The organism is Streptomyces shenzhenensis, assembly GCF_021462265.1.
Lineage (GTDB): Bacteria > Actinomycetota > Actinomycetes > Streptomycetales > Streptomycetaceae > Streptomyces > Streptomyces shenzhenensis.
Window position 1 is genome coordinate 1 of record NZ_JAJONF010000064.1, and the last position, 26,600, is coordinate 26,600.

Annotated in this window: 25 protein-coding genes; 13 read left to right on the forward strand and 12 right to left on the reverse strand. The window is 71.6% G+C overall.

All coding sequences use genetic code 11. The features are described 5' to 3' along the window. Positions 1-37 precede the first annotated feature (37 nt). Positions 38-508, reverse strand: coding sequence for a hypothetical protein (locus tag LQ326_RS42980; protein ID WP_234544522.1), 471 nt, complete (start codon positions 506-508; stop codon positions 38-40). Between the two features lie 125 nt (positions 509-633). On the opposite strand from LQ326_RS42980, the gene LQ326_RS42985 reads away from it, so the two are divergent. From LQ326_RS42985 to LQ326_RS42995, 3 genes are all read left to right on the forward strand, one after another. After that, positions 634-966: a YnfA family protein gene (locus tag LQ326_RS42985; RefSeq protein WP_234544523.1), complete on the forward strand. Its 333-nt coding sequence runs from the start codon at positions 634-636 to the stop codon at positions 964-966. 261 nt (positions 967-1,227) lie between these two features. Then, the gene (locus tag LQ326_RS42990; protein WP_234544524.1) at positions 1,228-1,986 is read left to right on the forward strand and encodes an SDR family NAD(P)-dependent oxidoreductase; all 759 of its coding nucleotides are present in this window, start codon (positions 1,228-1,230) and stop codon (positions 1,984-1,986) included. Beyond that, entirely contained in the window at positions 1,986-2,153 is a 168-nt protein-coding gene (locus LQ326_RS42995; RefSeq protein WP_234544525.1) for a hypothetical protein, read from the forward strand. Before LQ326_RS42990 ends, LQ326_RS42995 begins: the two co-directional genes overlap by 1 nt. A gap of 149 nt (positions 2,154-2,302) precedes the next feature. Here LQ326_RS42995 and LQ326_RS43000 read toward each other — a convergent pair whose 3' ends face one another. After that, positions 2,303-3,496, reverse strand: coding sequence for an RtcB family protein (locus LQ326_RS43000; RefSeq protein ID WP_234544526.1), 1,194 nt, complete (start codon positions 3,494-3,496; stop codon positions 2,303-2,305). A 228-nt stretch (positions 3,497-3,724) separates the two neighbouring features. Between LQ326_RS43000 and LQ326_RS43005 the strand changes: the two genes are divergently transcribed. The 3 genes from LQ326_RS43005 to LQ326_RS43015 all read left to right on the forward strand — a co-directional run bounded on the left by LQ326_RS43005 (position 3,725) and on the right by LQ326_RS43015 (position 7,036). Next, positions 3,725-4,594 carry a DUF3558 domain-containing protein gene (locus tag LQ326_RS43005; protein WP_234544527.1) on the forward strand — a complete coding sequence of 290 codons (870 nt, stop codon included), beginning with the start codon at positions 3,725-3,727 and terminating at the stop codon, positions 4,592-4,594. A gap of 132 nt (positions 4,595-4,726) precedes the next feature. Then, positions 4,727-5,623 carry a DUF3558 domain-containing protein gene (locus LQ326_RS43010; RefSeq protein WP_234544528.1) on the forward strand — a complete coding sequence of 299 codons (897 nt, stop codon included), beginning with the start codon at positions 4,727-4,729 and terminating at the stop codon, positions 5,621-5,623. A 99-nt stretch (positions 5,624-5,722) separates the two neighbouring features. Further along, the gene (locus tag LQ326_RS43015; protein WP_234544557.1) at positions 5,723-7,036 is read left to right on the forward strand and encodes a DUF2637 domain-containing protein; all 1,314 of its coding nucleotides are present in this window, start codon (positions 5,723-5,725) and stop codon (positions 7,034-7,036) included. A gap of 68 nt (positions 7,037-7,104) precedes the next feature. Here LQ326_RS43015 and lysS read toward each other — a convergent pair whose 3' ends face one another. Then, a complete protein-coding gene (gene lysS, locus LQ326_RS43020) occupies positions 7,105-8,838 on the reverse strand; it encodes a lysine--tRNA ligase (protein WP_234544529.1) in 1,734 nt (577 codons plus the stop codon). 467 nt (positions 8,839-9,305) lie between these two features. On the opposite strand from lysS, the gene argS reads away from it, so the two are divergent. Next, a complete protein-coding gene (argS, locus tag LQ326_RS43025; protein WP_234544530.1) occupies positions 9,306-11,063 on the forward strand; it encodes an arginine--tRNA ligase in 1,758 nt (585 codons plus the stop codon). 77 nt (positions 11,064-11,140) lie between these two features. Here the strand turns inward: argS and LQ326_RS43030 are convergent, their stop codons facing one another. Both LQ326_RS43030 and LQ326_RS43035 read right to left on the reverse strand, forming a co-directional pair. Further along, positions 11,141-12,265: an MFS transporter gene (locus tag LQ326_RS43030; protein ID WP_234544558.1), complete on the reverse strand. Its 1,125-nt coding sequence runs from the start codon at positions 12,263-12,265 to the stop codon at positions 11,141-11,143. A 244-nt stretch (positions 12,266-12,509) separates the two neighbouring features. Next, positions 12,510-12,968, reverse strand: coding sequence for an ATP-binding protein (locus LQ326_RS43035; protein ID WP_268208296.1), 459 nt, complete (start codon positions 12,966-12,968; stop codon positions 12,510-12,512). Between the two features lie 82 nt (positions 12,969-13,050). Between LQ326_RS43035 and LQ326_RS43040 the strand changes: the two genes are divergently transcribed. From LQ326_RS43040 to LQ326_RS43050, 3 genes are read left to right on the forward strand one after another with little or no spacing between them, the layout of a single operon-like run. Beyond that, positions 13,051-13,878 (forward strand): helix-turn-helix domain-containing protein, encoded by an 828-nt coding sequence (locus LQ326_RS43040; protein WP_234544532.1) that lies wholly within the window; start codon positions 13,051-13,053, stop codon positions 13,876-13,878. Beyond that, positions 13,875-14,180, forward strand: a complete 306-nt coding sequence (locus LQ326_RS43045) for a DUF397 domain-containing protein (RefSeq protein WP_234544533.1) — start codon at positions 13,875-13,877, stop codon at positions 14,178-14,180. The genes LQ326_RS43040 and LQ326_RS43045 overlap by 4 nt, the downstream gene beginning before the upstream one ends. Positions 14,181-14,222: 42 nt before the next feature. Further along, positions 14,223-14,996 carry a DUF4253 domain-containing protein gene (locus tag LQ326_RS43050; protein WP_234544534.1) on the forward strand — a complete coding sequence of 258 codons (774 nt, stop codon included), beginning with the start codon at positions 14,223-14,225 and terminating at the stop codon, positions 14,994-14,996. A 133-nt stretch (positions 14,997-15,129) separates the two neighbouring features. Here LQ326_RS43050 and LQ326_RS43055 read toward each other — a convergent pair whose 3' ends face one another. Further along, a complete protein-coding gene (locus LQ326_RS43055; RefSeq protein ID WP_234544535.1) occupies positions 15,130-16,323 on the reverse strand; it encodes an aminotransferase-like domain-containing protein in 1,194 nt (397 codons plus the stop codon). Between the two features lie 347 nt (positions 16,324-16,670). Between LQ326_RS43055 and LQ326_RS43060 the strand changes: the two genes are divergently transcribed. After that, positions 16,671-16,880, forward strand: coding sequence for a hypothetical protein (locus LQ326_RS43060; protein WP_234544536.1), 210 nt, complete (start codon positions 16,671-16,673; stop codon positions 16,878-16,880). A gap of 137 nt (positions 16,881-17,017) precedes the next feature. Here LQ326_RS43060 and hemB read toward each other — a convergent pair whose 3' ends face one another. Together hemB and LQ326_RS43070 are read right to left on the reverse strand one after the other, a co-directional pair. Beyond that, entirely contained in the window at positions 17,018-18,010 is a 993-nt protein-coding gene (gene hemB / locus LQ326_RS43065) for a porphobilinogen synthase (RefSeq protein ID WP_234544537.1), read from the reverse strand. A gap of 398 nt (positions 18,011-18,408) precedes the next feature. Next, entirely contained in the window at positions 18,409-18,978 is a 570-nt protein-coding gene (locus LQ326_RS43070) for a TetR/AcrR family transcriptional regulator (protein WP_234544538.1), read from the reverse strand. A 118-nt stretch (positions 18,979-19,096) separates the two neighbouring features. On the opposite strand from LQ326_RS43070, the gene LQ326_RS43075 reads away from it, so the two are divergent. Continuing rightward, positions 19,097-20,017, forward strand: a complete 921-nt coding sequence (locus LQ326_RS43075; protein ID WP_234544539.1) for an NADP-dependent oxidoreductase — start codon at positions 19,097-19,099, stop codon at positions 20,015-20,017. 64 nt (positions 20,018-20,081) lie between these two features. Continuing rightward, positions 20,082-21,029 carry an NAD(P)-dependent alcohol dehydrogenase gene (locus LQ326_RS43080; RefSeq protein WP_234544540.1) on the forward strand — a complete coding sequence of 316 codons (948 nt, stop codon included), beginning with the start codon at positions 20,082-20,084 and terminating at the stop codon, positions 21,027-21,029. A gap of 357 nt (positions 21,030-21,386) precedes the next feature. Here LQ326_RS43080 and LQ326_RS43085 read toward each other — a convergent pair whose 3' ends face one another. From LQ326_RS43085 to LQ326_RS43100, 4 genes are read right to left on the reverse strand one after another with little or no spacing between them, the layout of a single operon-like run. Beyond that, positions 21,387-23,093, reverse strand: a complete 1,707-nt coding sequence (locus LQ326_RS43085; RefSeq protein WP_234544541.1) for a bifunctional uroporphyrinogen-III C-methyltransferase/uroporphyrinogen-III synthase — start codon at positions 23,091-23,093, stop codon at positions 21,387-21,389. After that, positions 23,090-24,085: a hydroxymethylbilane synthase gene (gene hemC / locus LQ326_RS43090; RefSeq protein WP_234544542.1), complete on the reverse strand. Its 996-nt coding sequence runs from the start codon at positions 24,083-24,085 to the stop codon at positions 23,090-23,092. Before hemC ends, LQ326_RS43085 begins: the two co-directional genes overlap by 4 nt. Beyond that, a complete protein-coding gene (locus tag LQ326_RS43095) occupies positions 24,082-25,782 on the reverse strand; it encodes a glutamyl-tRNA reductase (RefSeq protein ID WP_234544543.1) in 1,701 nt (566 codons plus the stop codon). Before LQ326_RS43095 ends, hemC begins: the two co-directional genes overlap by 4 nt. Beyond that, on the reverse strand, positions 25,779-26,534 hold the full coding sequence (locus LQ326_RS43100) for a redox-sensing transcriptional repressor Rex (protein WP_234544544.1): 756 nt from the start codon (positions 26,532-26,534) through the stop codon (positions 25,779-25,781). The genes LQ326_RS43095 and LQ326_RS43100 overlap by 4 nt, the downstream gene beginning before the upstream one ends. Positions 26,535-26,600: the final 66 nt, after the last annotated feature.

Below are 26,600 nucleotides of genomic sequence, written 5' to 3' on the forward strand. Positions count from 1 at the left end.
CGGACGTTCGAGTCCGGCAGCGTCGGCGCGGTCCCGCTCAGAACGCGTACGGATCCCCGGTCGCCAGCACCAGCACCCGCTGCTCGTCGTTGGTGCGGTCCTGGTCCACCGCACCCCCACCCCACACCACGTCCACCTTCAGCGTCATCTCCTCCGGCCGGTCCCGCAGCCGTACCGGAACCACCAGCCGTTCGCCGGGCACCTCGACCGCCAGCGGTCCGGTGTCGCACACCACCTCCCGGTCGCCGGTACGCGCGCACCCGCCCGGCAGGTGCTGCGTGTCCGCCAGCGCCGCCGACGACGTCAGCCGCACACTGGCGCCCGTCACGGTGTCCGGCCCGTGGTTGCGCGGGGTCACCCCGACCTCCACCAGGTCCCCCACCAGCACGGCGGACCCGTGCATCTCAAGATCGGCGTTCCCGGCCCAGGCCGTACCGGCCGTCCCCAGGGCCAGCACCCCCGCCGCCGCCGCACCGACCACCGTCAGCCCACCACGACGCATCGCCATGCCACCCGTCCCGTCCGTCCGCGCATCCCGTCCGTCTCCGGCATTCGTACGGATGTATGCCACCCCGGCCCCGCCACAGGCGCCCCCCATCAGGTGACACCTGCCGTGCGTGGCACGCTGCCCGCATGCTGATCCTGCGCTCCGCCGCCCTCTTCGTCGTCGCCGCGTTCTTCGAGATCGGCGGCGCCTGGCTGGTCTGGCAGGGTGTGCGCGAGCACCGCGGCTGGCTCTGGGTGGCCGGCGGCATCCTCTCCCTCGGCGCCTACGGCTTCGTCGCCACCTTCCAGCCCGACGCCCACTTCGGCCGCATCCTCGCGGCGTACGGCGGCATCTTCGTGGCCGGCTCGATCCTGTGGGGCGTGGTCGCGGACGGCTACCGCCCGGACCGCTGGGACCTCACGGGGGCGGCGGTATGCCTGGCGGGCATGGCCCTGATCATGTGGGCGCCCAGAAACTGACCTGGAGAACCCGCCCGAGGGGGACGCGTGGCTGTATCGATGCGCGGCTCCGCCCCGTGGCCCGTGGGCACGCCCCCACCGGCCCCCACCGACCCGCACCGGCCCGCATCGGCCCCTGGCCCCACCGGCCCGCACCGGTCCACCTGGCCCCACCGCTCCCACCGCCCCGCACCGGCCCGCAGCCGCCCGATCCCGCACCGACCACGGCGCCTAGACTCTCCGAAGCAAGCCGCACAAGTACACCCCGCTGAGGAGCAGCCCATGGCCTCGTCCCGCATCGCGGTAGTCACCGGCGCCAGCAGCGGCATCGGCGCCGCCACCGCGCGCAAGCTCGCCGAGGCCGGCTACCGCGTCGTCCTCACCGCCCGCCGCGAGGACCGGATCGAGGCCCTGGCCAAGGAGATCAACGAAGCGGGGCACGAGGCCACCGCCTACCCGCTGGACGTGACGGACCGCGCGGCCGTGGACGAGTTCGCGACGGCCTTCAAGGCGGTCGCCGTCCTCGTGAACAACGCCGGCGGAGCCCTCGGCGCCGACCCGGTGGCCACCGGCGACCCGGCCGACTGGCGCACGATGTACGAGACGAACGTCATCGGCACCCTGAACCTCACCCAGGCCCTGCTCCCCAAGCTGGAGGCGAGCGGCGACGGCACGGTGGTCGTGGTCTCCTCCACCGCCGGCCACGCCACCTACGAGGGCGGCGCCGGCTATGTCGCCGCCAAGCACGGCGCGCACGTCCTCGCCGAGACCCTCCGCCTGGAGATCGTCGGCAAACCGGTCCGCGTCATCGAGATCGCCCCCGGCATGGTCAAGACGGAGGAGTTCGCGCTGACCCGCTTCGGCGGCGACGAGGAGAAGGCGGCCAAGGTCTACCAGGGCGTCGCCGAGCCCCTGACCGCCGACGACGTGGCGGACACCATCGCCTGGACGGTGACCCGCCCCAGCCACGTCAACATCGACCTCCTGGTCGTCCGCCCCCGCGCCCAGGCCTCCAACACCAAGGTCTACCGGGAGCTGTAATGTCGAAGGAGGACGCGGCCAAGGCCCTGGAAAAGGAACTTGAGAAGTCCCGCCTGGCGCAGGAGACGAAGAACGAACGCCAGGTCTGGTATTTCCTGGGCTATTTCCTCTTCGGCATCCACATCATCGCGTTCGTGATGATCTACGCGGTCCGCCACGCGAAGTGACCAGGGAGCGCGGCAACCCACAGGGGTGAACATCGCCGATCACCCGAACCGCGGCCGAACAGGCGACCTGGCTCTGCTGTCCAGGCTGCCGGGCTCTACGAAGACAGCCGACCGACCGGAGCCTCCGAAGCCAACCGGGGCCCCGGTCCTCAGCCCTTCACACAGATGAACTGCTTCAGCTTCGCCACGACCTCCACGAGGTCTCGCTGCTGGTCCATCACCTGGTCGATCGGCTTGTAAGCACCCGGGATCTCATCCACCACGCCGGAGTCCTTACGGCACTCCACGCCCCGCGTCTGCTCCTCCAGATCCTTCGTCGAGAAGCGCCGCTTGGCGGCATTGCGGCTCATTCGCCGGCCCGCGCCGTGCGAAGCCGAGTTGAAAGCCTTCTCGTTGCCAAGGCCCTTGACGATGTACGTAGCCGTGCCCATCGAACCCGGGATGATGCCGAGGTCGCCGGCTCCCGCCCGGATCGCGCCCTTACGGGTCACCAGCAGGTCCATCCCCTCGTACCGCTCCTCGGCCACGTAGTTGTGGTGACAGCTGACCTCCGTCCCGAAGGTCGGCTTCGCCTTCTTGAACTCCTTGCGGATCACGTCCTTGAGGAGCGCCATCATGATCGAGCGGTTGTACTTCGCGTACTCCTGCGCCCAGTAGAGGTCATTCCGGTACGCGGCCATCTGCGGGGTGTCCGAGACGAAGACAGCGAGGTCACGGTCGACCAAGCCCTGGTTGTGGGGAAGTTTCTGGGCCACGCCGATGTGGTGCTCGGCCAGTTCCTTGCCTATGTTGCGGGAACCGGAGTGCAATGTGAGCCACACCGAACCCTCGCCGTCCAGCGAGACCTCCACATAGTGGTTGCCCGACCCGAGCGTCCCCATCTGCTTCACGGCCCGCTCCTCCCGGAACTTCACCGCCTCCGCGACCCCGTCGAACCGCCCCCAGAACTCCCCCCACCCGGCCGTGGCCAGTCCATGGAAATCCCCCGGCTCCACGGGCTCCGCGTGCATCCCCCGCCCCACCGGAATCGCCAGCTCGATCTTCGACCGCAGCCGCGACAGATCCCCCGGCAGGTCGTTGGCCGTGAGCGACGTCTTCACCGCGGACATCCCGCAGCCGATGTCGACCCCGACCGCCGCCGGGCACACCGCGCCCCGCATGGCGATGACCGAACCGACCGTCGCGCCCTTCCCGTAGTGGACGTCCGGCATGACCGCCAGGCCCTTGATCCACGGCAGGGTCGCGACGTTGCGCAACTGCTGGAGCGCCACGTCCTCGACGGTCGCCGGGTCGGTCCACATCCGGATCGGCACCTTCGCGCCCGGCATCTCCACGTACGACATGTCTTCCTCATTCCCCCGCGAACAGCACACCAAAAAGGACAGAGATCTTTAAATAAAACAAACGGCAAATGCGGCGCCAGAGGTCCATCAACCAGACAGGGGACCGGCGTTCACAGCAGTGCGTGCGGTAGACATTGTCTCCAGCGGGCGCCCCACTGCGGCAAGCGATTAACCAGCGGGGACACTGGAGCAGGACCGAGCGGACCAGTGAACGGAAGGAGCCTGACCGTGCAGCGGAAGGCGTACGTAACCGGCATCGCCGCCCTTCTCGCGGCCCTGCTGGCCGGCTGCACGAGCGGTTCCAGCGGTGGCGAGGACACAACCGACAAGAACGCGGACACCGGCACCTCCGCCGTCGCCGCCCAGCCCGGCAAGTACCGCACCCTCCCGGAGGCCTGTGGCGCGGTCAGCCACGACACCCTCGACTCCCTGCTCCCCGGCATCGCCCAGATCACCGACGAGCAGCAGCGCGAGAAGGCGTACGCGGGCGACGCCACGCTCACCTACGACACCGATCGCAAGGTGGGCTGCCACTGGAAGGTCGAGTCCGCCGACGCCACCGACCGGCTGTCCGTCGACTTCGAGCGGGTGGTGTCGTACGACAACGCGGTCAGCGACGACAGCGAGGCGCAGACGATCTACACGCAGTTGGAGACGGCGGCCGACATCCCGGAGTCCGCGCCCCCGAGCCCCGTCGAGACGGAGTCACCGTCGGAGTCGGCGTCCAACTCCCCGTCCGCGTCCACGCCGACGTCCGCGTCCGGATCCGCGTCCGCCACGGGATCCGCCGGTCCGTCCTCCTCGGCTTCCTCCACCGCCTCCGCCTCCTCCGCCTCCTCCTCCGCCACTCCGGCCGGTGTGCAGCCCCGCACTCTCTCCGACCTGGGCGACGAGGCGTATCTCGATGATCAGCTCAGCGGCTCCGGTTCGACGGCCGAGCAGCGGACGGTGACTGTGGTGTTCCGCACGTCCAACGTCGTCGTGACCATCGTGTACGAGGAGCAGCCGATGGCCACCGGGACGGTCCCGGACAGCAAGGAAATGCAGGACAGGGCGCAGAATCTGGCCGGTCAGCTGGCCGAGGCCCTCAACAGCTGAGGCCCCCGGCACGCCTTGCGCACCCCGTCCGCAAAGCACCCGAACCGAAACCGCACAGCTTCCTCACCGCGTACCGTGGCCCCTCGGACCCGATCCGACCGCAGGAACCCCGAACGTATGAGTGAAGGAACCATGCAGCGAGTAGCAGTCCAGCGAGACGACCAGCGCGCCCGGAACGAGCGGAACGCACAGCGGCGGGCAGGGCGCCTGCGCCGCGGCCTCGTCTGCGCGGCCGCCGTCCCCGCCGTGGCGCTGTTCGCGACGGCCTGCTCCTCGGACTCGGACAGCGCGGCGCAGCAGCCGGCCGGCGGTTCGAGTCCCGTCACCGTCCCGGGCGGCTCGGCGGCCCCTTCGGCCACCGTGCAGGCGGCCAAGTACCAGAAGCTGCCCGAGCCGTGCGCGGTGCTGTCGAAGAAGACCCTCACCGCGCTCGTGCCGAAGGGCGCGACCTCGGGCAAGGAGGGCACGTCGAACGACGTGGCCACGCGCGGCAGCTGCTCCTGGAGCAGCCTGGACAACAACGGTGTGAAGGGGTCCCAGTTCCGCTGGCTGAACATCTCCTTCCTCCGCTTCGACTCGGACACCAGCCGCGGCTCCGGCGAGCAGCAGGCCGAGGCGTACTACACGAACCAGGTGCGGGGGGCACAGTCCGTGTCCGGCGCCAAGAACACCAAGACGGTGCCGGTGTCGGGGGCGGGCGACCAGGCGACGGCCGTGCGCTACGACCTGAAGAAGAAGGAGGGCGCCTTCAAGCAGCAGACGGTCGTGGCACGCGTCGCGAACGTCGTCGTCACCGTCGACTACAACGGCGCGGGTCTCGCGGGCGAGAAAACCCCGGACGCGGACGCCCTGACGAAGGCGGCGGAGAAGGCGGCCGTGGAGGCGGTGGCGTCGGTCTCGACCGCCAACGGCTCCGGTGCGCCGGCGAGTTCATCTGCGGCGACACCCTCGCCGTCGGCATCGAAATCGGCCTCGAAGTCGGCCTCGCCCACCGCGTCGCCGTCCAAGTCGGCAGCCAAGAAGAGCTGACCGGCCATACGTACGCCGCACTGATGTGCCACCCTGTTGCGCGCAACAACATGCAAGGGGAGGGGAGTGCCGGTGGCCGCGCCAATGCAGCTGACCCGGATGCACCGCGTTCTCATCGGCGTGGTCGTGACCGGCGCGATGATCATCGCCGGCATCGGCTTCGCCGGATCGTACGCGGCCGTCCGTGAGCTGGCCATCAAGAAGGGCTTCGGGAACTTCGCCTACGTGTTCCCGGTCGGCATCGACGCGGGCATCTGCGTCCTGCTCGCCCTCGACCTGCTGCTGACCTGGATCCGCATACCCTTCCCGCTGCTGCGGCAGACGGCCTGGCTGCTGACCATCGCGACGATCGCGTTCAACGGCGCGGCGGCCTGGCCGGACCCGCTGGGTGTGGGCATGCACGCGGTGATCCCGATCCTGTTCGTCGTGGCCGTCGAGGCCGCCCGCCACGCGATCGGCCGGATCGCCGACATCACGGCGGACAAGCACATGGAGGGGGTCCGGCTCACCCGCTGGCTGCTCTCCCCGGTTCCCACGTTCCTTCTCTGGCGCCGGATGAAGCTGTGGGAGCTGCGCTCGTACGACCAGGTCATCAAGCTGGAGCAGGAACGTCTCGTCTACCAGGCGAGGCTGCGTTCCCGCTTCGGCCGGGCCTGGCGCAGGAAGGCTCCCGTGGAGTCCCTGATGCCCCTGCGCCTCGCCAAGTACGGCGTCCCCCTGGCCGACACGGCCCCGGACGGTCTGGCGGCTGCGGGCATCGAACTTCCCGCGCTGCCGACGCAGATCTCCATGGCCGCGAACGGTCGTGCCGCCGGGGCGGCACGGGTGGACGCGGCCGCACCTCCCGGCCAGCAGCGCCCGGAGCTGGTCCCCGGTCCCCAGCAGGGGCAGCAGGAGATCCCGGCCAGGCAGCCCGAGCCGGCCCTCGATCCGAACGTCAACCCCTGGCTGCACGCCAGGGACCCGCAGCAGATCGAGTACCACGGCGACTACGACCCGTCGTACGAGCCCCAGTACAGCGAGGAGCAGTACGCGGCCTGGCAGTACGAGCAGGAGCAGTACGAGCAGGAACTGCTCCGGCAGCAGCAGTTCGCGCAGCAGCAACTCCCCCAGGAGCAGCAGCCCCTCCCCGCGGAGTCCCCGTCGGAGACGACCGGCAGCTTCCCCATCCCCTCCGGCCCGGGCCGCACTCGCGAGCTGGGCGAGGGCGGCGGCCCGCCGGAGCCGACCGAAGAGGACTTCTACCTGGTCTTCAAGAAGTCGATAGACGGCAGCTACCCCACCTCCGGTCAGCTCAGGGACGACGTGGAGGCGACGTACGGCATCACGCTCGCGCAGCGCGACGCGGACCGCATGGTCAACCGCTTCACGAACCGCCACACGGCGGAGCTGCAGGAAGACCACATCGCCTGAGCCCCGCAGCCCCACAGGGCATGAAGAAGGGGCCCTCCTCGGCGGAGGGCCCCTTCTTCATGCCGGCGTCACGCCCCGAGCAGGGCCCGCACCCGCTCCTGTCCGACCGCGAGCAGCAGCGTGGGCAGCCGGGGCCCGGTGTCGCGCCCGACGAGCAGGTGGTAGAGCAGCGCGAAGAACGTCCGCTGGGCCGTCTTGATCTCCGGCGGCAGCTCCTTCGGCGTGGCGTCGGGGGCGAACCCGGCCTGGACCTTGGGCACGCCGTAGACGAGGTGGGTCAGCCCGTCCAGCGACCAGTGCTCGGCGAGCCCGTCGAGCAGCAGCCGTACCGACTGCTGGGACGCCTCGTCGAGGGACTTCAGCAGCTCGGCGTCGGGTTCGTCACGGACGATGGTGCGCTGGTCGGCCGGCACCTGGGTGTTGATCCAGGCCTCGGCCCTGTCGTAGCGCGGCCGAGCCTCGTCCAGCGACCCGAGCGGGTTCGCCGGGTCCAGCTCGCTCAGGATGCGCAGCGCCTGGTCCTCGTGTCCGGCGGTGATGTCGGCGACGGAGGCCAGCGTGCGGTACGGCAGCGGGCGCGGCGTCCGCGGCAGCTCACCGCCGGCCGTACCCACGGCACGCGAGTGCGCGGCGATGTCACCGGGCAGCGCGGAACCGTCGGCCACCTTGCCGTCCAGCTTGTCCCACTCGTCGTAGAGCCGCTGGATCTCCTGGTCGAAGGCGATCTTGAAGGACTGGTTGGGCCTGCGCCGGGCGTACAGCCAGCGCAGGAGCTGCGGCTCCATGATCTTCAGCGCGTCGGCCGGCGTGGGCACGCCACCGCGCGAGGACGACATCTTCGCCATCCCGCTGATGCCCACGAAGGCGTACATGGGCCCGATGGGCTGCTTCCCGCCGAAGATCCCGACGATCTGCCCGCCCACCTGGAACGACGACCCCGGCGACGAGTGGTCCACACCGCTCGGCTCGAAGATCACGCCCTCGTAGGCCCAGCGCATCGGCCAGTCGACCTTCCACACCAGCTTGCCGCGGTTGAACTCGCTGAGCCGGACGGTCTCGGAGAACCCGCACTCGTCGCAGGTGTACGTCAGCTCGGTGCTGTCGTCGTCGTACGCCGTGACGGTCGTCAGGTCCTTGCCGCAGCCGCCGCAGTACGGCTTGTACGGGAAGTACCCGGCGGAGCCCGACGAGCCGTCGTCCTCGCTCGCCGCGCCCGAGCCCTCCTCGGCCTCCAGCTCGGCCTCGTCGACGGCCTTCTGCTGGGGCTTCTTGCCGGTCTTCGCCTTGGTGCGGTACTGGGCGAGGATGGCGTCGATGTCACCGCGGTGCTTCATGGCGTGCAGGATCTGCTCGCGGTACACCCCGGAGGTGTACTGCGCGGTCTGGCTGATCCCGTCGAACTCCACGCCGAGCTCGGCCAGCGACTCGACCATCGCGGCCTTGAAGTGCTCGGACCAGTTCGGGTGGGCGGAGCCCTTCGGGGCGGGCACCGAGGTCAGCGGCTTGCCGATGTGCTCGGCCCACGTCTCGTCGACTCCCGCGATGCCCGCGGGCACCTTCCGGTAGCGGTCGTAGTCGTCCCAGGAGATCAGGTGGCGGACCTGGTACCCCCGCCGCCGGATCTCGTCGGCGACCAGGTGCGGGGTCATGACCTCGCGCAGGTTGCCCAGGTGAATGGGGCCCGAGGGGGACAGCCCGGACGCGACGACGACCGGTTTGCCCGGGGCCCGACGCTCCGACTCCTCGATGACCTCATCCGCGAAACGGGAGACCCAGTCGGTGGTCTCGGTGCTCTGAGCCACGTCGGCACGTCCTTCTTTCTGGCACGGGGCAGCCGGCACGGTCGCACGGCTGACCGCCCCATTCTCCCAGCCCACCCCGAATCCACGAAAACGGGTTACCAAGCCCCCTCCGAGCCCCACCCCCGCCCCCGGCCCCGGCCCCGCCCCCACCCGGGACCCAGCCCCCCTCCGGCGGCGCAGCCGCCGTCTGGGGGCGCGGGGAACTGCGCGACCAGCCCCCACCGCGCCGCACCCGGCCACCCAGCCCCCGTCCAGCGGCGCAACCCCCGTCTGGCGGCGCAGCCGCCGTCTGGGGGCGCGGGGCTGTATCGACATGCGGCTCCGCCGCGTGGGCGCGACCAGCCCCCACCGCGCCGCACCCGGCAACGCACCGCACCCCCCGAGCTCTCAGCCGCAAAAACCCCTTTACCCCCCGTGAAATACTGGACCCGTCTACCCGCACCCACGAGGAGAACGGCTCCCACCCCATGGCCCCGGTCACGCCCCTCAGCGACTCCGTCAACCAGCAGCTCACCGACGCCCTCTCGGCCGCCCTGCCAGAGGCCGACGTCGACCCGCTGCTGCGACGCAGCGACCGGGCCGACTACCAGGCGAACGGCATCCTCGCCCTCGCCAAGAAGGCCAAGGCGAACCCCCGGGAGCTGGCGACGCAGGTCGTCTCCCGCATCACCACCGGCGCGGACCTGATCCAGGACGTCGAGGTCTCCGGCCCCGGCTTCCTCAACATCACCCTCTCCGACAGGGCGATCACCGAGAACCTGGCCGCGCGGTACGCGGACGGCGACCGGCTCGGCGTACCCGCGAAGGCGGACCCCGGCATCACGGTCATCGACTACGCCCAGCCGAACGTCGCCAAGGAGATGCACGTCGGCCACCTCCGCTCCGCGGTGATCGGCGACGCCCTGCGCGGCATGATCGACTTCACCGGCGAGCGGACCATCGGCCGGCACCACATCGGCGACTGGGGCACCCAGTTCGGCATGCTCATCCAGTACCTGATCGAGAACCCGGACCAGCTGTCCCCGGAGACCGACACGGACGGCGAGCAGGCCATGTCGAACCTGAACCGGGTCTACAAGGCGTCCCGGGCGGTCTTCGACGTGGACGAGGACTTCAAGGAGCGGGCCCGCAAGCGGGTCGTCGCCCTCCAGTCCGGCGACAAGGAGACCCTCGACCTGTGGCAGCGGTTCGTGGACGAGTCGAAGGTCTACTTCTACTCGGTCTTCGAGAAGCTCGACATGGAGATCCGGGACGACGAGATCGTCGGCGAGTCGGCGTACAACGACGGCATGCCGGAGACCGCCCGCCTCCTGGAGGAGAGCGGCGTCGCGGTCCGCTCCGAGGGCGCGCTGGTGGTGTTCTTCGACGACATCCGGGGCAAGGACGACCAGCCTGTCCCGCTGATCGTGCAGAAGGCCGACGGCGGCTTCGGCTACGCGGCCTCCGACCTGACCGCGATCCGCGACCGGGTCCGGGACCTGCACGCCACGTCCATCATCTACGTCGTGGACGTGCGCCAGTCGCTGCACTTCAAGATGGTCTTCGAGACGGCGCGGCGGGCTGGCTGGCTCACCGACGACGTCACCGCGCACAACATGGGCTACGGCACGGTGCTGGGCGCGGACGGCAAGCCGTTCAAGACGCGTGCGGGCGAAACCGTACGGCTGGAGGACCTGCTGGACGAGGCGGTGCAGCGGGCCGCCGAGGTCGTCCGGGAGAAGGCGCAGGACCTGACCGAGGACGAGATCCAGGAGCGGGCCCAGCAGGTCGGCATCGGTGCCGTGAAGTACGCGGACCTGTCGACGTCGCCGAACCGCGACTACAAGTTCGACCTGGACCAGATGGTCTCGCTGAACGGCGACACGTCCGTCTACCTCCAGTACGCGTACGCCCGTATCCGGTCGATCCTGCGCAAGGCGGGGGACGTCCGCCCCGCCGCGCACCCGGAGCTGGCACTGCACGCGGCGGAGCGGGCGCTGGGCCTGCATCTGGACGCGTTCGGCGACACGGTCTTCGAGGCGGCGGCGGAGTACGCCCCGCACAAGCTGGCGGCGTACCTGTACCAGCTGGCGTCCCTCTACACGTCGTTCTACGACAAGTGCCCGGTCCTGAAGGCCGACACCCCGGCCCAGGTGGAGAACCGTCTGTTCCTGTGCGACATGACGGCCCGCACCCTCCACCAGGGCATGGCCCTGCTGGGCATCAGGACGCCCGAGCGGCTCTGACACCTTCGTCGGCGGACGGCTTCCCGTCCGCCGACGAACATACCGAGATCATCCCGAGTCGGGGCATGAGGTCGGCCTCAGGAGCGTCGGAGCGGGCTCCCTGGGAGCAGCCGATCACCGAGTTGTACCGCGCAGGCCCCGACGGTCACCAGCCCGCCGGCGAGGAAGGTGCCTCGCACCCCGGCGAGCGGCAGGACCAGTGCCCCGAGTGCGGCGCCGGCCGCGATGCCGGCGTTGTAGGCGCCGGAGTTGGACGCGAGGGCGATGTCCGTGCGGCCCGGTGCGCAGTGCAGCATCTCGTTCTGCGTGACCATGAACACCGGCCCGAGCGCACCCCCCATCAGGACCAGGAACATCACCGCCGCCACCGGATGAGTGCCGACCGCGTACAGGCCGAGCATGCCCACCGCCTGCGTGGCCACGGCCGTGGGCAGCGCGGACCGCGGGAAGCGGTCCAGCAACGCCCCGGTGACGCTCACACCGACCAGACAGGCGACACCGAAAACCACGAGCAGGGCGCTGACCGCGCCCGGGGAGAACCCGCTCACGTCGCCCAGGAACTTCACGATGTAGGTGTATCCCGCGAACGCCCCGGTGGCGGACAGGGCCCCGGCCCCCAGCACCGTCAAGAACCGCCGCACGTCGGGGCCGGTCGCGTAGGCGGCGGGTTCTTCCCCCGGACGCGAGGTCGGAAGAAGGGAGGCGATCGTCACAAGAGAGACGAGCCCCAGAGCCGCCGGCACGGCGATCGGCACCTGCCAGTCGGTCCGCCGGCCCAGCCAGGTCCCGGCGGGAACTCCGATGACGAGGGCGAGCGAACCGGCGACGGAGAGCGCTCCGACCACCCGCCCGCGCACCTCGGGTGCGAAGAGGCCCACCGCGACCGGCCCCGTCACGGCCCAGTACAGCGCCTGGGCGAGCGCGGTCAGCAGCCGCGCCACCAGGAGCAGCCAGTACGAGGTGGCCAGTGCGGCAACGGCACTGGACAGGACCAGCGCGGTCAGCAGCCCTGTGAGCACGTGGCGCCTGGGCACGGACCGCGTGGCGTGAGCGAGCGGCACAGACGCCGCGGCCACCGTCACGGCGTACCCCGTGACCAGCAGACCGACTGCCGACACCGACACCCGAAGGCTTCCGGAGACGAGCTCCAGCAGGCCGACCGGCAGGTTCTCCGCCGTGTTGAAGGTGAAAGCGGCCACCATCAGGGCCCCGAGCACCGCCGGCCGGTGCCATGGAGCCGGCTGCCGGGTGACTCCATGGACTCTTCCCGCCGTCGTTCGCTGCTCCCGCTCGGTGGCACCGTCCATGCGATTCACCTCACCGGGCACGTCGGTCCCGCCGCAACCGAATTCATCAGCCGCACGGACACCGCTCCTCGGTGACCCGGCTGTCGGGCGACTGCTCACCGCCGAGCAACCGCCGGGGTGCTCCGCGACCCGCCATGGGTCATACGAGCTGTACGTCCGCCGCGGCGGAGGTCTCGAACTCGGCCCACACCACCTTGCCGAGCTCCCGCTCGCACACCCCCCACTTGTCGGCGAGCGCCGCGACCAGCACCAGCCCGCGCCCGCCCTCGCCGAACGCCTCGTCGGCGATCTTCGGCACGCCCGGTCCGCTGTCGTGCACCTCGACGCGGACGACGCCGCCGTCGTACCGCAGCCGCAGGAGGAAGCCACGTCCGGGCGGCACCCCGTGCAGGAGGGCGTTCGTGGCCAACTCGCTCACGCACAGCGACATGTCGTCGGCGCGGTCCCAGTCCCCCAGCCCCCAGCATCTGAGCGACTGCGCGGCGAACCGCCTGACGGCGGGCACGGATCGGCGGTCCCGGGCGTAGAACTGTTCGCGGGGGTAGGGGAGTTCGTTTCCGTCATTCACGGCACGAATGTCGCGCAGAGTTACTAACATAGAGCAGGGAGTAGACCCGTACGGAATTTTTGTACGGGCTCCGGCCCGGTGACGTACGTGTGCACGGGGGGTTGAGCACAGCATGAGCGCGAAGAAGCCGCCGCGGCCGAAGAACCAGACGTCGATGAAGATGCTCGGCAAGCAGCTCGGCACGGCCCGCCGGGTCGCCGGTCTGACGCAGACCGAGCTGGGCCTGCGGGTGGGGCTCGACGAGCAGACGGTCGCGTCGATCGAGCAGGGCAGGCGGGCACTGAAGCCGGACGTGGCGGCGCGGATGGACGAAGTCCTGGACACGAAGGGGATGTTGGCGGCCGGGGTGGCCAACCTGCCGGACGTCGACCAGTTCCCGATGTGGGCCGAGGTCTACATGGAGCATGAGCGCGAGGCGATCGCCCTGTCCTGGTACGACAACGCGGTGCTCCCCGGTCTTCTGCAGACGGAGGCGTATGTGCGGGCCGTCCTGCGCAATCGTGTGCCCGCGTACGACGCGGACGAGGTCGAGACGCGGACGGCGGCCCGGCTGGAGCACCAGGAGATCCTGCACCGCAGGAACCCGCCGACGCTCAGCTTCGTCGTCTGGGAACCGGTGCTGCTCATGGCACTCGGTGGGCCGGAGGTGCGGACGGAACAGCTCCGCCACCTGCGCGAGATCACCGAACAGCCCTGCGTGTCCTTGCAGTTCCTGCCCCTCAGCAGCCCCTGTCACGCGGGAATCGACGGCCCCTTCATCCTCCTCGAAACCCCGGACCACCAGCACCTCGCGTACACCGAGTCACAGCGTGGCAGCCAGTGGGTTTCCGACGCGGATGAGGTCTCCAGGCTGGCGCGCAAGTATGCGATGCTGCGGACGCAGGCCCTGACCACTCAGGACTCGACGGGCCTCCTCGACCGCTTGCTAGGAGAGCAATGAACACCGAGTCGCTTCAGTGGTTCAAGTCGACCTACAGCGGCGACGAGGGCGGCGCCTGCGTCGAAGTGGCCCTCGCCTGGCACAAGTCCACCTACAGCGGCAGTGAAGGCGGCGCCTGCCTCGAAGTAGCCGTCGCCTGGCACAAGTCCACCTACAGCAGCGACGAAGGCGGCCAGTGCGTCGAAGTAGCCGCCTGCCCCCACGCCATCCACATCCGCGACTCCAAGAACCCGGCGGCATCCGGCCCCACCCTCACCGCCTCCCCCGCCGCCTGGGCCGCGTTCACCGCCTCCGTCGGATAATCGCGGCCGCCGTTGTCAGTGCCGCCCCTTACAGTCACTGGCATGGCGACTCTTCCCAACCCGCTGCCCAAGCTGGCGACCGACCCGAGCGGTCGGTCCCTGGGGCTTCAACTCCCGCCCGGGGCACTGCTCGACGACACGCTCGACGGCCCGTGGCACGAGCCGTTGCTGTGGTACGCCGGGCAGCCCGCCGGGCCCGGGACGTGGACCGCGCTGGGCGCGCCGGCCGCCCGTGCGGGGCTGCTGCCGGTGCTGATCGACGTGTCCGAGGTGGACGACTGGGACTTCGCGCCCGGGGAGACGTCGTACCCGGGGGACCACGACGCCGACGAGGTGCTGGAGGACTTCTGGGAGGAGGACCCGCTGGGTGGCGAGGAGTGGCCGGGGCTGGCCGCCGCCCCGGGCCTGGTCGCCGACCCGGACGTGCGGGCGGCCGATGTCGCCGACGCGCTCTCGCAGGGCCGCCCGTGGCTGAAGGAGCCGCATCTGGCGCTGGTGTCGGCCCGGCGCAGCGCGGACATACCGGCGGCCATCGGCTGGAGCGGCCCGGTGAACTACGAGGAGGACGTGGCCCGGCTGTGCGCGGTGCTGCGCTCCTGGGAGGACCGGTTCGGCATACGGGTGGTGGCCCTCGGCTTCGACCACCTCGCGGTCTCCGTCGCCGCCCCGCCCGCCGATCTCGACGCGGCGGAGGCGGTCGCCGCCGAGCACTTCGCGTTCTGCCCGTACACCGTGCTGCCCGGCGCCGACGACACGCTCTCGTCGTACGCCGAGCAGCTGGTCGGCGAGCGGCTGTGGCACTTCTGGTGGGACTGAGCTGACCAACCGGCCTGCGCTCGGCAGCGCCCCGTAAGGGGCGCGGGGAACTGCGCGCCCAGCCACAACGGCGCCGCAGACGGCAGACGGCAGATCGCACACTTTCGGCGACCACTCCGACCACTCCGACCGCTCAGCCGCCCAGCCCCTTGGCCAGCCTGCGCAGGCCCTCCCCGATCTCCTCCGGTGTCTGCGTCACGAAGCACAGGCGCAGGGTCGAGCGCTCGGGGTCGGCGGCGTAGAAGGGTTCGCCGGGGACGTAGGCGACGTGGTGGTCCACCGCTCGGCGGAGCAGGGCGGTGGTGTCGTACGGCTCCGGGAGCCTGGCCCACAGGAACATGCCGCCCTCAGGCCGGTTCCAGGTGGAGCCGGCCGGGAGGGCGTCGGCCAGTCCGGCGAGCATGGCGTCCCGGCGTTCGCCGTACACCGCGCGCACCTTGGCGACATGGGCGTCCAGGACGTCCAGGTAGCGGGCGGCGGCGAGCTGGTTGAGGGTCGGGGTGTGCAGGTCGGCGGCCTGCTTGGCGACCGCGCAGGCGCGGCGCAGTCCGGCCGGGGCGCGGAGCCAGCCCAGTCGCAGGCCGGGGGCCATGACCTTGGAGAGGGAGCCGAGCAGGACCGTCCGGTCCTCGGCGCCGGGGAAGGACGCGATCCACGGGACGTGGTCGCCGTCGTAGCGCAGTTCGCCGTAGGGGTCGTCCTCGACGATCCACAGGCCGTGCCGGGCGGCGGCCGTGGCGAGGGCGGCGCGGCGGGCGGCGGGCATGGTGCGGCCGGTGGGGTTCTGGAAGGTCGGGACGAGGTAGAGGAGTTTGGGCCGCTCGGCGCGGATCAGCTCCTCCAGCGCGGCGGGGTCCACGCCGTCCGCGTCGCCGGGCACCGGCAGCACGCGCGCTCCGGCCAGCCCGAACACCTGAAGTGCCGCCAGGTAGCAGGGGCTTTCGACGAGGATCGTGTCGCCGGGGTCGATCAGGGCGCTCGCGAGAAGGGAGAGGGCCTGCTGGGAGCCGGTGGTGACGAGAAGGCCGTCGGCCTCCGTGGGCAGGCCCCGCGCGGAGACGCGCGCCGCCAGCCGCTGCCGCAGGGCGGGCTCGCCCTCGGTCGTCGAGTACTGCAACGCCCGCTCCGGCTCCTCCTCCAGCACCGCGCGGAAGGCGGCGGCGATGCCCTCCCGGTCGAACAGTTCGGGGGCCGGCAGCCCGCCCGCGAAGTTGATGACCTCGGGGCGGGCGGTCACCGCGAGGATCTCCCGGACGGGCGATCCGCCGACGGAGCGGGCCCGGGCCGCGAGTGCGGGAAGAGGGGCGGCGGGGGCGGCGGCGGTCATGGACGGCTCCTTGGGCTGATCCTCGTCTTGGCAGCAGCCTAGAGAAATACGTGCCATCTACACTCGTAGTTCCGCGATCCGGACGGACAGGGCGGGGGCAGGCGCCGGTCACAGCCCTGCGCGGGCCTCGTCCGTCCCGTACCGCCGCCCTACGGGATGGGATCCGCGCAGGTCACAGGGGTGGAACGGGACCGGGCGTCCCGAATCTCCCGGCGGGTCTGGTGGGACGGGCGGGCCCGCGCGCAGGCTGGGGGGCACCTCAAGACCACCGTCCCCCCTCCCCGTCCCCCGCCCTGCCACCGCGACCGCGACCGCGACCGCGCCGAGATCGTCCAGGGAGCCCTCGTATGTCCGTCACGCACCGCCCCCCGGCCGTCGGCCGCCGCCGTCTCCTGGCGGCGGCCGTTCTGGCGCTGGTCGCCGCGACCGTGCTCACCGGGTGCCGGGACGGCCAGGGCGTACGCGACGAGGGCCCCTCCGCCGCCCGCTCCCGGCCCACCGCCGGACCGGCCGCTGACGCCACCAGACCGGCGAAGGCCGGAGATAAGGCCGGATAAGGCCCGCGAAGGCCGAGGAGGGGCCGCGAAGGCCGACGAGGGCCGAGGACCGACCCAGACGGTCGCCGAGCCGACGCCGACAGCGACGTGCGGGCGCCCCGGCCGGAACCGACCGACCGGGGCGCCCGCGTCCGTGCTCAGCCCAGCATCCGGGCGGCCTCCACCGCCCAGTAGGTGAGGATGTTCCGCGCACCGGCCCGTCTGATGCCGGTCAGTGTCTCCAGGATGGCCCGGTCGCGGTCGATCCAGCCCTTCTCCGCGGCGGCCTCGATCATCGAGTACTCACCGGAGATCTGGTAGGCGGCGACCGGCACGTCCACGGAGTCGGCGACCCGGGCGAGGATGTCGAGGTAGGGCCCGGCCGGCTTGACCATCACCATGTCGGCGCCCTCCTCCAGGTCGAGGGCGAGTTCCCGCAGCGACTCCCGTGCGTTGGCGGGGTCCTGCTGGTAGGTCTTGCGGTCGCCCTTCAGCGAGGACCCGACGGCCTCACGGAAGGGACCGTAGAAGGCGGAGGCGTACTTCGCGGTGTAGGCGAGGATCGCGACGTCCTCGCGCCCGATCTGGTCGAGCGCCTCGCGGACGACGCCGATCTGCCCGTCCATCATGCCGCTGGGCCCGACGACGTGCGCCCCGGCATCTGCCTGCACCTGGGCCATCTCGGCGTACCGCTCCAGGGTGGCGTCGTTGTCGACGCGTCCCTCGGCGTCGAGCACACCGCAGTGGCCGTGGTCGGTCGTCTCGTCGAGGCACAGGTCGGACATCACCAGCAGGTCGTCCCCGACCTCGGCCCGCACGTCGCGCAACGCGACCTGGAGGATCCCGTCGGGGTCGGTGCCGGGCGTGCCGAGGGCGTCCTTCTTGCTCTCCTCGGGCACCCCGAACAGCATGATCCCGGAGATGCCCGCCTCGACGGCCTCCACCGCCGCCTTCTTCAGACTGTCCCGGGTGTGCTGCACGACGCCGGGCATGGCGGCGATCGGCACGGGCTCGCTCACGCCCTCTCTGACGAACGCCGGGAGGATGAAGTCCGCGGGGTGCAGCCGGGTCTCGGCGACCATGCGCCGCATGACGGGGGTGGTCCGCAGCCGCCGCGGCCGCGTGCCGGGGAAGGAGCCGTACTTCGTCATGCCCTCTACGCTACGCCCGTCACACGAGCGCGCTTACCGACTGGGCGTCGGCGCCCCGGCCCGCGCGGAGCCGGGGCACCAGGGCGCCGGGCGCCAGAACTCCGGCTCACCCTCCGGCTTCTTCAGGCTGGCGGAGTCCGAGATCGCCGAACGCATCGCGCCGCGGCGCGCGGAACCGGACGAACTCGAAGACCAGTTGGTCGAGCAGGTGGAGAAGGTGCGGGCCGGGCGGGACGAGCCGGCCGTCGCCGAGGGGGTCCGGCAGCGGACGGCCGAGCGATCCGCCGCGGAAACGGTGGCCGTGCCGCCGAGAACGCGGGTGGCGGCCGAGGACAGGGGTGGCGGCCGGGCCGCGAGTCGCGGCCGTCGTCTCCGGGCCGTGCGAGGCGGTCGCCGGGTCAGCAGACGGCCGTGGATGCCTGCACGTCGGCGAGTGCTCGCCGCGCGATCTCGCTGAAGTCGTCGCCGCCGGTCGTCTGGCTCCAGCGTTCGAAGGCGATCGTGGAGGCGAGCGCGCCGAGCTCCGAGGCCACGCGAGCGGTCAGGTCGGGAACGCCGCGCCGCTTGAGCGCCTCGGCCATCGACGCGATGAGGGCGAGGTTCTTCAGCGCTTCGCGTTCTCGCAGTTCGGGGTTGGCGGCGATCACCGCCTGCCTGCGGGCGATGAACTCGCGGCGCGCGGGTGTGAAGACCTCCCGGCCGGCCGCGTCCAGCGCGTGGGCGACCGTCTCGAGCGGGGTGGCGGTTTCCGGCGCTGCGGCCATCGCGTCGACGAGCAGTCCGTTCATCGTGTCGCCGCCGAAGAGCACTTCCCTCTTGTCCTGGAAGTGCCGGAAGAAGGTGGTCTTCCCCAGCCCCGCGCGCTGCGCGATGTCGATCACGGTCGTGTTCTCGTAGCCCCGCTCGGCGAACAGGTCAAGGGCGGCGTGAGCGAGCCGTTCCGGTGCGTTCGGTTCCCAGCGAGCCATGAAGGCAGTGTACGGGACTTGGTTCCGTCAGCCTTAGACGGTGACGGGACTTGGTCCCGTCGCTGGTGTTACGGTGAGAGAACCAAGTCCCGTCACTTGCTCTGCGAGGAGTCCGCCAGTGAGCCGTGCTGTGATCTACGAAGCGTTCGGAGGCCCCGAAGTGCTGGAGTTGCGGGAGGTTCCGGAGCCGCACGCCGGCCCGGGTGAGGTCCGCGTGCGCGTGACGGCCGTCGGCCTGAACCCGATGGACTGGGGTATCGCCTCCCGGCCGGAGGCGGCGGCACGGTTCGGCATCACCGTGCCGTCCGGCTTCGGATCCGACCTCGCCGGCGTGATCGACGAGGTCGGCGACGGCGCCACGGGCTTCGCCGTGGGTGACCGCGTCTTCGGCGGAGCCCTGGGCAGGGCGGTCGCCGACTTCGTGACGGTCCGGCCCCCTGCCGATGCGCTGTGGCACACGCCCGAGGGCATCAGCGACGAGGTGGCGAGCGTGCTTGCGGTGGCCGGTCTCACCGCCGCCGCCGCGCTGGCGGCGATCGGACCGCGGCCCGGCGACACCGTCCTGATCGGGGGAGCCGCCGGCGGCGTGGGGGTGTTCGCCGTGCAGCTCGCCAGGCTCGCCGGTGCCACCGTGATCGGCACCGCCTCGCCGGGCACGTTCGAGTTCTTGCGGCGGCTGGGCGCCGAGCCGGTGCCCTACGGCGCCGGGCTGGCGGACCGGGTCCGGGCCCTGGCGCCCGGCGGGGTGAGTGCCGCGACCGACCTGTTCGGCACCGAGGCGGCGGAGGCGGCACTGGCGCTGGGCGTGGCACCCGAGCGGATCTCCACGATCGCCGCGGGCCCCAACCCTCCCGGCGGTGTACGCGCCACCGGCGCCTTCGACGCGGCACCGGACGCCATGGGGCAGATCACCGACGCGATCCTCGCGGGCGAGCTCACCGTCCCCGTCGCCGCGCGCTTCCCGGTCGAGAAGATCCGCGACGCCGTGGCGCTGCAGGCCGGACGCCACGTCCACGGCAAGGTCGTGGTCACGCTGTGACCGCGCCCGGAACACCTCGCGGGGAAGCGACGAAGGGGGCAACGGGGATGACGGGGGCGAAGGGATGACGACGGTGAAGCGGATCCAGTACCACCAGTACGGCGGGCCGGAGGTCATGCGGCTCGAGGAGTTCGAGCCGGCACCGCCCGGCGCCGGGGAGGTCCTTGTCCGGGTGCGCGCGGCCGCGGTCAACCCGATGGACTTCGGGATCCGCGCCGGCCGCATGAAGCACGTGACCGGTCGGCGCTTCCCGCGCGCGATGGGTTACGACTTCGCGGGCGTCGTCGAAGCGGTCGGCGACCGCGTCACCCGGCTGCGGGTCGGCGACGAAGTGCTCGGCGGGACGTCGATCAAGTCCGCGGGCGCGTTCGCCGACGTGATCGTCGCCCAGGAGAAGGGCATCGTGACCAAGCCCGCGAACCTCTCGTTCGAGGACGCCGCCGCGCTCCCGACGGTCGGGATCACCGCCCTGCAGGCCCTGGTCGCGAAGGGGAAGCTGCGGCCGGGCCAGGCCGTGTTCGTGCACAGCTGCCTCGGCGGAGTCGGCCGCTCCGCCGTGCAGATCGCCCTCGCCCACCAGGCCACGGTCGCCGGCAGCTGCCGCGATACCGCCAGGTCAGAAGCGTATGACCTCGGTATCGAACCGGTCGTCGACTTCAGTTTCGACGCAGCCTCACTCGCCGGACGGTTCGACCTCGTCCTCGACGCGGGCGGTCCGCACTCGCTGCCGGTCAAGACCGCACGGACGATGCTCAGGCCCGGCGGCCGCATCGTCAGCGTCCTCCCCACCCCGGCGAACCTCGTGAGGAGCGCCCTGCCGGGGCCGTACCAGGCCGTGATCGCCCGACCGGTCACCGAAGACCTCGAAGAGGTCGCGCGAGCCGCCGGCCGGGGCACACTGCGGCTACCGGTCGCCCGTGTCGTCCCGCTCTCGCAGGCCATCCCCGCGCTCACCGAACTCGAACAGGGCCGCGCCGCCAAGCGAGGCAAGCTGATCATCACGCCGGGATGAACCCACCTGAAGAACCCGGCCGCACCGACCGAGGAGTACGCCTGAGCGGTCCGCCGGCCGGGTCGCGCGTACTGGACATCACGACGGTCATCATGGGTCTCTGCGCCACGGTCCGGCTCGGTGACACGGGCGCGGACGTGATCCACCGTCGAACGCCCTGATCTCGCCGCTGCCCCCGGTTCTCCAGCAGCGGCGCCCACCACGAGGACGACGCCGCCCCGCCGACCGAACTGGCCCGCCTGATCGCTCGGCGCACGGTGCGTGTCCCGACCGGGGAGCACCACCGCCGACAGCCGTGTGCCCCGCCACTCCCTCCCTCGGGAGGGAGTGGCGGGGCACACGGTTCAACGGCACCGGCTAGGTCGTCGTGCGCCGCCGCCGGGCTCCCGGCCGCCGCTCGCTCGGCCGGGTCACCGGATCCCCGGCCTCCAGCGCGCTCGCGCGCCTGCGCAGACCGAACTCCGCCAGCGCCTCCGCCAGCTTCGCGGCCGACGGCTCGGGCGCCATGACGTCCACTCGCAGCCCGTGCTCCTCGGCCGTCTTCGCCGTGGCGGGCCCGATACAGGCGATCACCGTCACGTTGTGCGGCTTCCCGGCGATGCCCACCAGGTTCCGCACGGTGGACGACGACGTGAAGAGCACCGCGTCGAAGCCACCGCCCTTGATCGCCTCCCGGGTGTCGGCCGGCGGCGGCGACGCCCGCACCGTCCGGTAGGCGGTCACGTCGTCCACCTCCCAGCCGAGCTCGATCAGCCCGGCGACCAGCGTCTCCGTGGCGATGTCGGCCCGCGGCAGGAACACCCGGTCGATGGGGTCGAACACGGGGTCGTACGGCGGCCAGTCCTCGAGGAGTCCCGCGGCCGACTGCTCACCCGACGGCACCAGATCCGGCTTCACGCCGAAGGCGACCAGCGCCTTGGCGGTCTGCTCGCCCACCGCGGCGACCTTGATCCCCGCGAAGGCCCGGGCATCGAGCCCGTACTCCTCGAACTTCTCCCGGACCGCCCGCACCGCGTTGACCGACGTGAAGGCGATCCACTCGTACCGCCCGGTGACGAGCCCCTTCACGGCCCGCTCCATCTGCTGGGGCGTGCGCGGCGGCTCGACGGCGATCGTCGGCACCTCGTGCGGCACGGCCCCGTAGGACCGCAACTGGTCGGAGAGGGACGCCGCCTGCTCCTTCGTACGCGGCACGAGCACCTTCCAGCCGAACAGCGGCTTGGACTCGAACCACGACAACTGGTCGCGCTGGGCGGCGGCGGACCGCTCGCCGACCACGGCTATCACCGGCCGGCCGCCGTCCGGCGAGGGCAGCACCTTCGCCTGCTTCAGCGTCTGCGCGATGGTGCCGAGGGTGGCGGTCCAGGTCCGCTGCCGGGTCGTCGTACCGGCGACGGTGACCGTCAGCGGGGTGTCCGGCTTGCGGCCGGCGGCGACCAGCTCGCCGGCGGCCGCGGCCACCGAGTCGAGCGACGTCGACACGACGACCGTCCCGTCCGAGGCACCCACCTCGGTCCAGCACCGGTCCGAGGCGGTACGGGCGTCCACGAAGCGGACGTCCGTGCCCTGCGCGTCCCGCAGCGGCACACCGGCGTACGCCGGCACCCCGACCGCGGCCGCGACACCCGGCACGACCTCGAAGGGCACACCCGCAGCGACGCAGGCGAGCATTTCCTCGGTCGCGTACGTATCTAGTCCCGGGTCCCCGGACACCGCACGGACGACCCGCCTGCCACCCCGCGCGGCCTCCATGACAAGATGAGCCGCATCCCGCACGGGCGGGAGGGAAGCGGTTGTTGACGCACCGTCAACAACCGTGAGTTGAGGCGTGCCTGTGCCCTGATACGGGTCCGACGAAGGATCCGGGTTCGGGGTCACGACGGAGACGCCCTGCCTGGCGTGGGCTCTGATCACGTCGAGCACCTCGTGCTCGGCGACCAGGACGTCCGCGCTGGACAGTGCCTCCACGGCACGCAAGGTCAGCAGTCCCGGATCCCCGGGTCCGGCACCCAGGAAGGTGACGTGCCCGTGATCGAGGCCGGCGGGAAGGTTGGTGGGGCTCATTGTGCTCGCTCCCCCATCAGACCGGCCGCGCCCTGGGCAAGCATCTCGGTTGCGAGTTCGCGACCGAGCGCCGTGGCCTGGTCGTATGTCTCGGGCACGGGACCGGTGGTGGACAACTGCACCATGCGGGTGCCGTCGGTCGTGCCGACGACTCCCCGCAGGCGCATTTCCTTGAAAATCTGCCCGTCGGCATGGGGGTCCCCCCGCTCGAGCGGAGCCGAGAGTGGGGGAAGGTCGGCCAGCGCGCCCACAGGGGCGGAGCAGCCGGCCTCCAGGGCGGCGAGCAGTGAACGCTCGGCGGTCACGGCGGCCCGCGTGAACGGGTCGTCGAGTTCCCCGAGCAGGGCGATCAGCTCCGCGTGGTCCGCGGCGCACTCGACCGCCAGTGCCCCCTGGCCGGGGGCGGGCAGAACCGTGTCGACCGACAGGAAGTCGGTCACCTCGTCGATGCGGCCGATGCGGCTGAGGCCGGCCGCCGCCAGTACGACGGCGTCCAGCTCGCCGTCATGGACGTACCCGATCCGGGTGTCGACGTTTCCGCGTATCGGCACCGTCTCGATGTCCAGCCCGTGGGTCCGCGCGTACGCGTTCAGCTGCGCCGCCCGGCGCGGCGAACCGGTGCCGATGCGGGCCCCGCGCGGCAGGTCGGTGAACTTCAGCGCGTCCTTGGCGACGATCACGTCCCGCGGGTCCTCACGCACCGGTACGGCGGCCAGCACCAGCCCTTCGGGCTGGGTGGTCGGGAGGTCCTTGAGCGAGTGAACCGCGAAGTCGACCTCGCCGCGCAGCAGCGCGTCCCGCAGGGCGGTCACGAAGACACCCGTGCCGCCGATCTGGGCGAGGTGCTCGCGGGAGGTGTCGCCGTAGGTGGTGATCTCGACCAGCTCGACGGGCCGCCCGGTCACCCGGCTCACGGCTTCCGCCACCTGCCCGGACTGGGCCATGGCGAGTCTGGATCGCCTGGTCCCCAGTCTCAGTGGATTGTCAGTCATGCCGGTCGGTCCTTCGTGTCTGTGCTGTCCACGGCCCGGGAGACGGCGGCCACCGTCTCGGGGTCGAGGTCGAACAGGGTCCGCAGCGCGTCCGCGTACCCGGCGCCGCCGGGCTCGGCCGCGAGCTGCTTGACCCGTACGGTCGGCGCGTGCAGCAGCTTGTCGACGACCCGGTGCACGGCCTGCCGGATCTCTCCGCGCTGCCGCTCGTCCAGGCCGGGCAGGCGTCCGTCGAGCCGCGCGATCTCGCTCGCGACGACGTCGGCGGCCATCGTCCGCAGGGCGACCACGGTAGGCGTGATGTGCGCCGCCCGCTGGGCCGCGCCGAAGGCGGCCACCTCGTCCGAAACGATACGCCGCACCTGGTCCACGTCGGCCGCCATCGGCGCGTCCGCGGACGCCTCCGCCAGCGACTCGATGTCCACCAGCCGCACCCCGGCCAGCCGGTGCACAGCCGCGTCGATGTCCCGGGGCATGGCGAGGTCGAGGAGGAAGAGCGCGGGAGCGGGCCGGACGAACCCGGCGACCGGCTCCGGCCGGCGCCGCTCCGGGATCCGGCCGAACCGGGCGGCGGCCGCGGCGAGCGCCCCGACCAACTCCGCCTCGGCCTCCGGCGTACGGCGGACCGCGTCCCGCCGGTCGACGGTCCCGTTGTCCACCCAGGCCGCGTGCTGCTCCAGCTCGGCGGCGGCCATCCCGGCGACGGCGGCCTCGCCCATCACCGAGAAACCGCTCTGCTCGGCGGCGAGGTCCAGCGGGCAGTTCTCGTCGCCGCCGACGCCGGTGCCCGGCCCGGTGCCGGCCGACGGCCGCTTCGCGGCAGACGGTGCGCCGGTCTCGGCGACCGGCTCACCGGTGCGCCCCTCGAACGCCGCCGCGACCACCTCAGCGGTCAGCACCAGCCCGGTCGCCCCCGTGCACGAGATCACGACGTCGGCACGTGTCAGCTCGCGCGGCACCGCGGCCATCGGTACCGCGCGGGCCACCACGTCCGTCTCGTCGTTCTCGGTGACGATCCGGGCGAGCCGCTCCGCGCGGTCGTGCGTCCGGTTCGCCACGACGATCTCCGTGACGCCCGCCCGTGCCAGCGTCGCGGCGGCCAGCGAGGACATCGAACCGGCGCCGATGACCAGCGCCTTCTTGCCCCGGGCCCAGGTCTGCACATCGCCACCGGCGGCCAGCTGTTCGAGCCCGAAGGTGACCAGGGACTGTCCGGCCCGGTCGATCCCGGTCTCGGAGTGCGCGCGCTTGCCGACCCTGAGCCCCTGCTGGAACAGGTCGTTCATCAGCCGCCCGGCGCTGTGCAGCTCCTGCGCGCGGGCCAGGGAGTCCTTGATCTGCGCGAGGATCTGTCCCTCGCCGACGACCATCGAGTCGAGCCCGCAGGCCACCGAGAACAGATGGTGGACGGCCCGGTCCTCGTAGTGCACGTACAGATAGGGGGTGAGCTCGTCCAGCCCCACCCCGCTGTGCAGGGCGAGCAGCGTGGACAGCTCGGCGACCCCGGCGTGGAACTTGTCGACGTCGGCGTAGAGCTCGATGCGGTTGCAGGTGGCGAGCACCGCCGCCTCCGTGGCCGGCTCGGCGGCGACCGTGTCCTGGACCAGCTTGACCTGGGCGTCCGCGGTCAGCGCGGCCCGCTCCAGAACGCTGACCGGGGCACTGCGGTGGCTCAGCCCGACGACGAGGAGACTCATGCCGGCATCACCGCGGGTACGTCCCCGTCGGGCCCCTGCTCGCCGGCGTCCCGGTGCGCGGCGACGGGCGCGACGGCGCCCTCGTGCTCCTCGCCGGCCTTGCGCTGCTCGTGGAAGGCGAGGATCTGCAGCTCGATGGAGAGGTCGACCTTGCGCACGTCGACGCCGTCCGGGACGGCCAGCACGGTCGGCGCGAAGTTCAGGATGGAGGTGACCCCGGCGGCCACGAGCCGGTCGCAGACCTGCTGGGCGACGCCCGGCGGGGTGGTGATCACGCCGATGGAGACGCCGTTGTCGGAGATGATCTTCTCCAGGTCGTCGCTGTGCTGCACGACGATTCCGGCGACCTGCCGGCCGGCCATCGCCGGATCGGCGTCGATGAGCGCCGCGACCCGGAAGCCGCGGGAGGCGAACCCGCCGTAGTTGGCGAGGGCGGCCCCCAGATTTCCGATGCCGACGATCACAACCGGCCAGTCCTGGGTCAGGCCCAGCTCACGGGAGATCTGGTAGACGAGATACTCGACGTCGTAGCCGACACCACGCGTTCCGTACGAACCCAGGTACGAGAAGTCCTTGCGCAGCTTCGCGGAGTTGACCCCCGCGGCCGCGGCCAGCTCCTCGGAGGAGACCGTGGGGACCGAGCGCTCCGACAGTGCGGTCAGAGCGCGGAGGTACAGCGGAAGCCGGGCGACGGTGGCCTCGGGGATCCCTCGGCTGCGGGTCGCCGGTCGGTGAGTTCGGCCAGTTGCCACGGTGCTCCAACGGGTTGAGCGGGGCTGCGGACGGTCACACGTACCCAGACCGCCCCGTCGACAGCA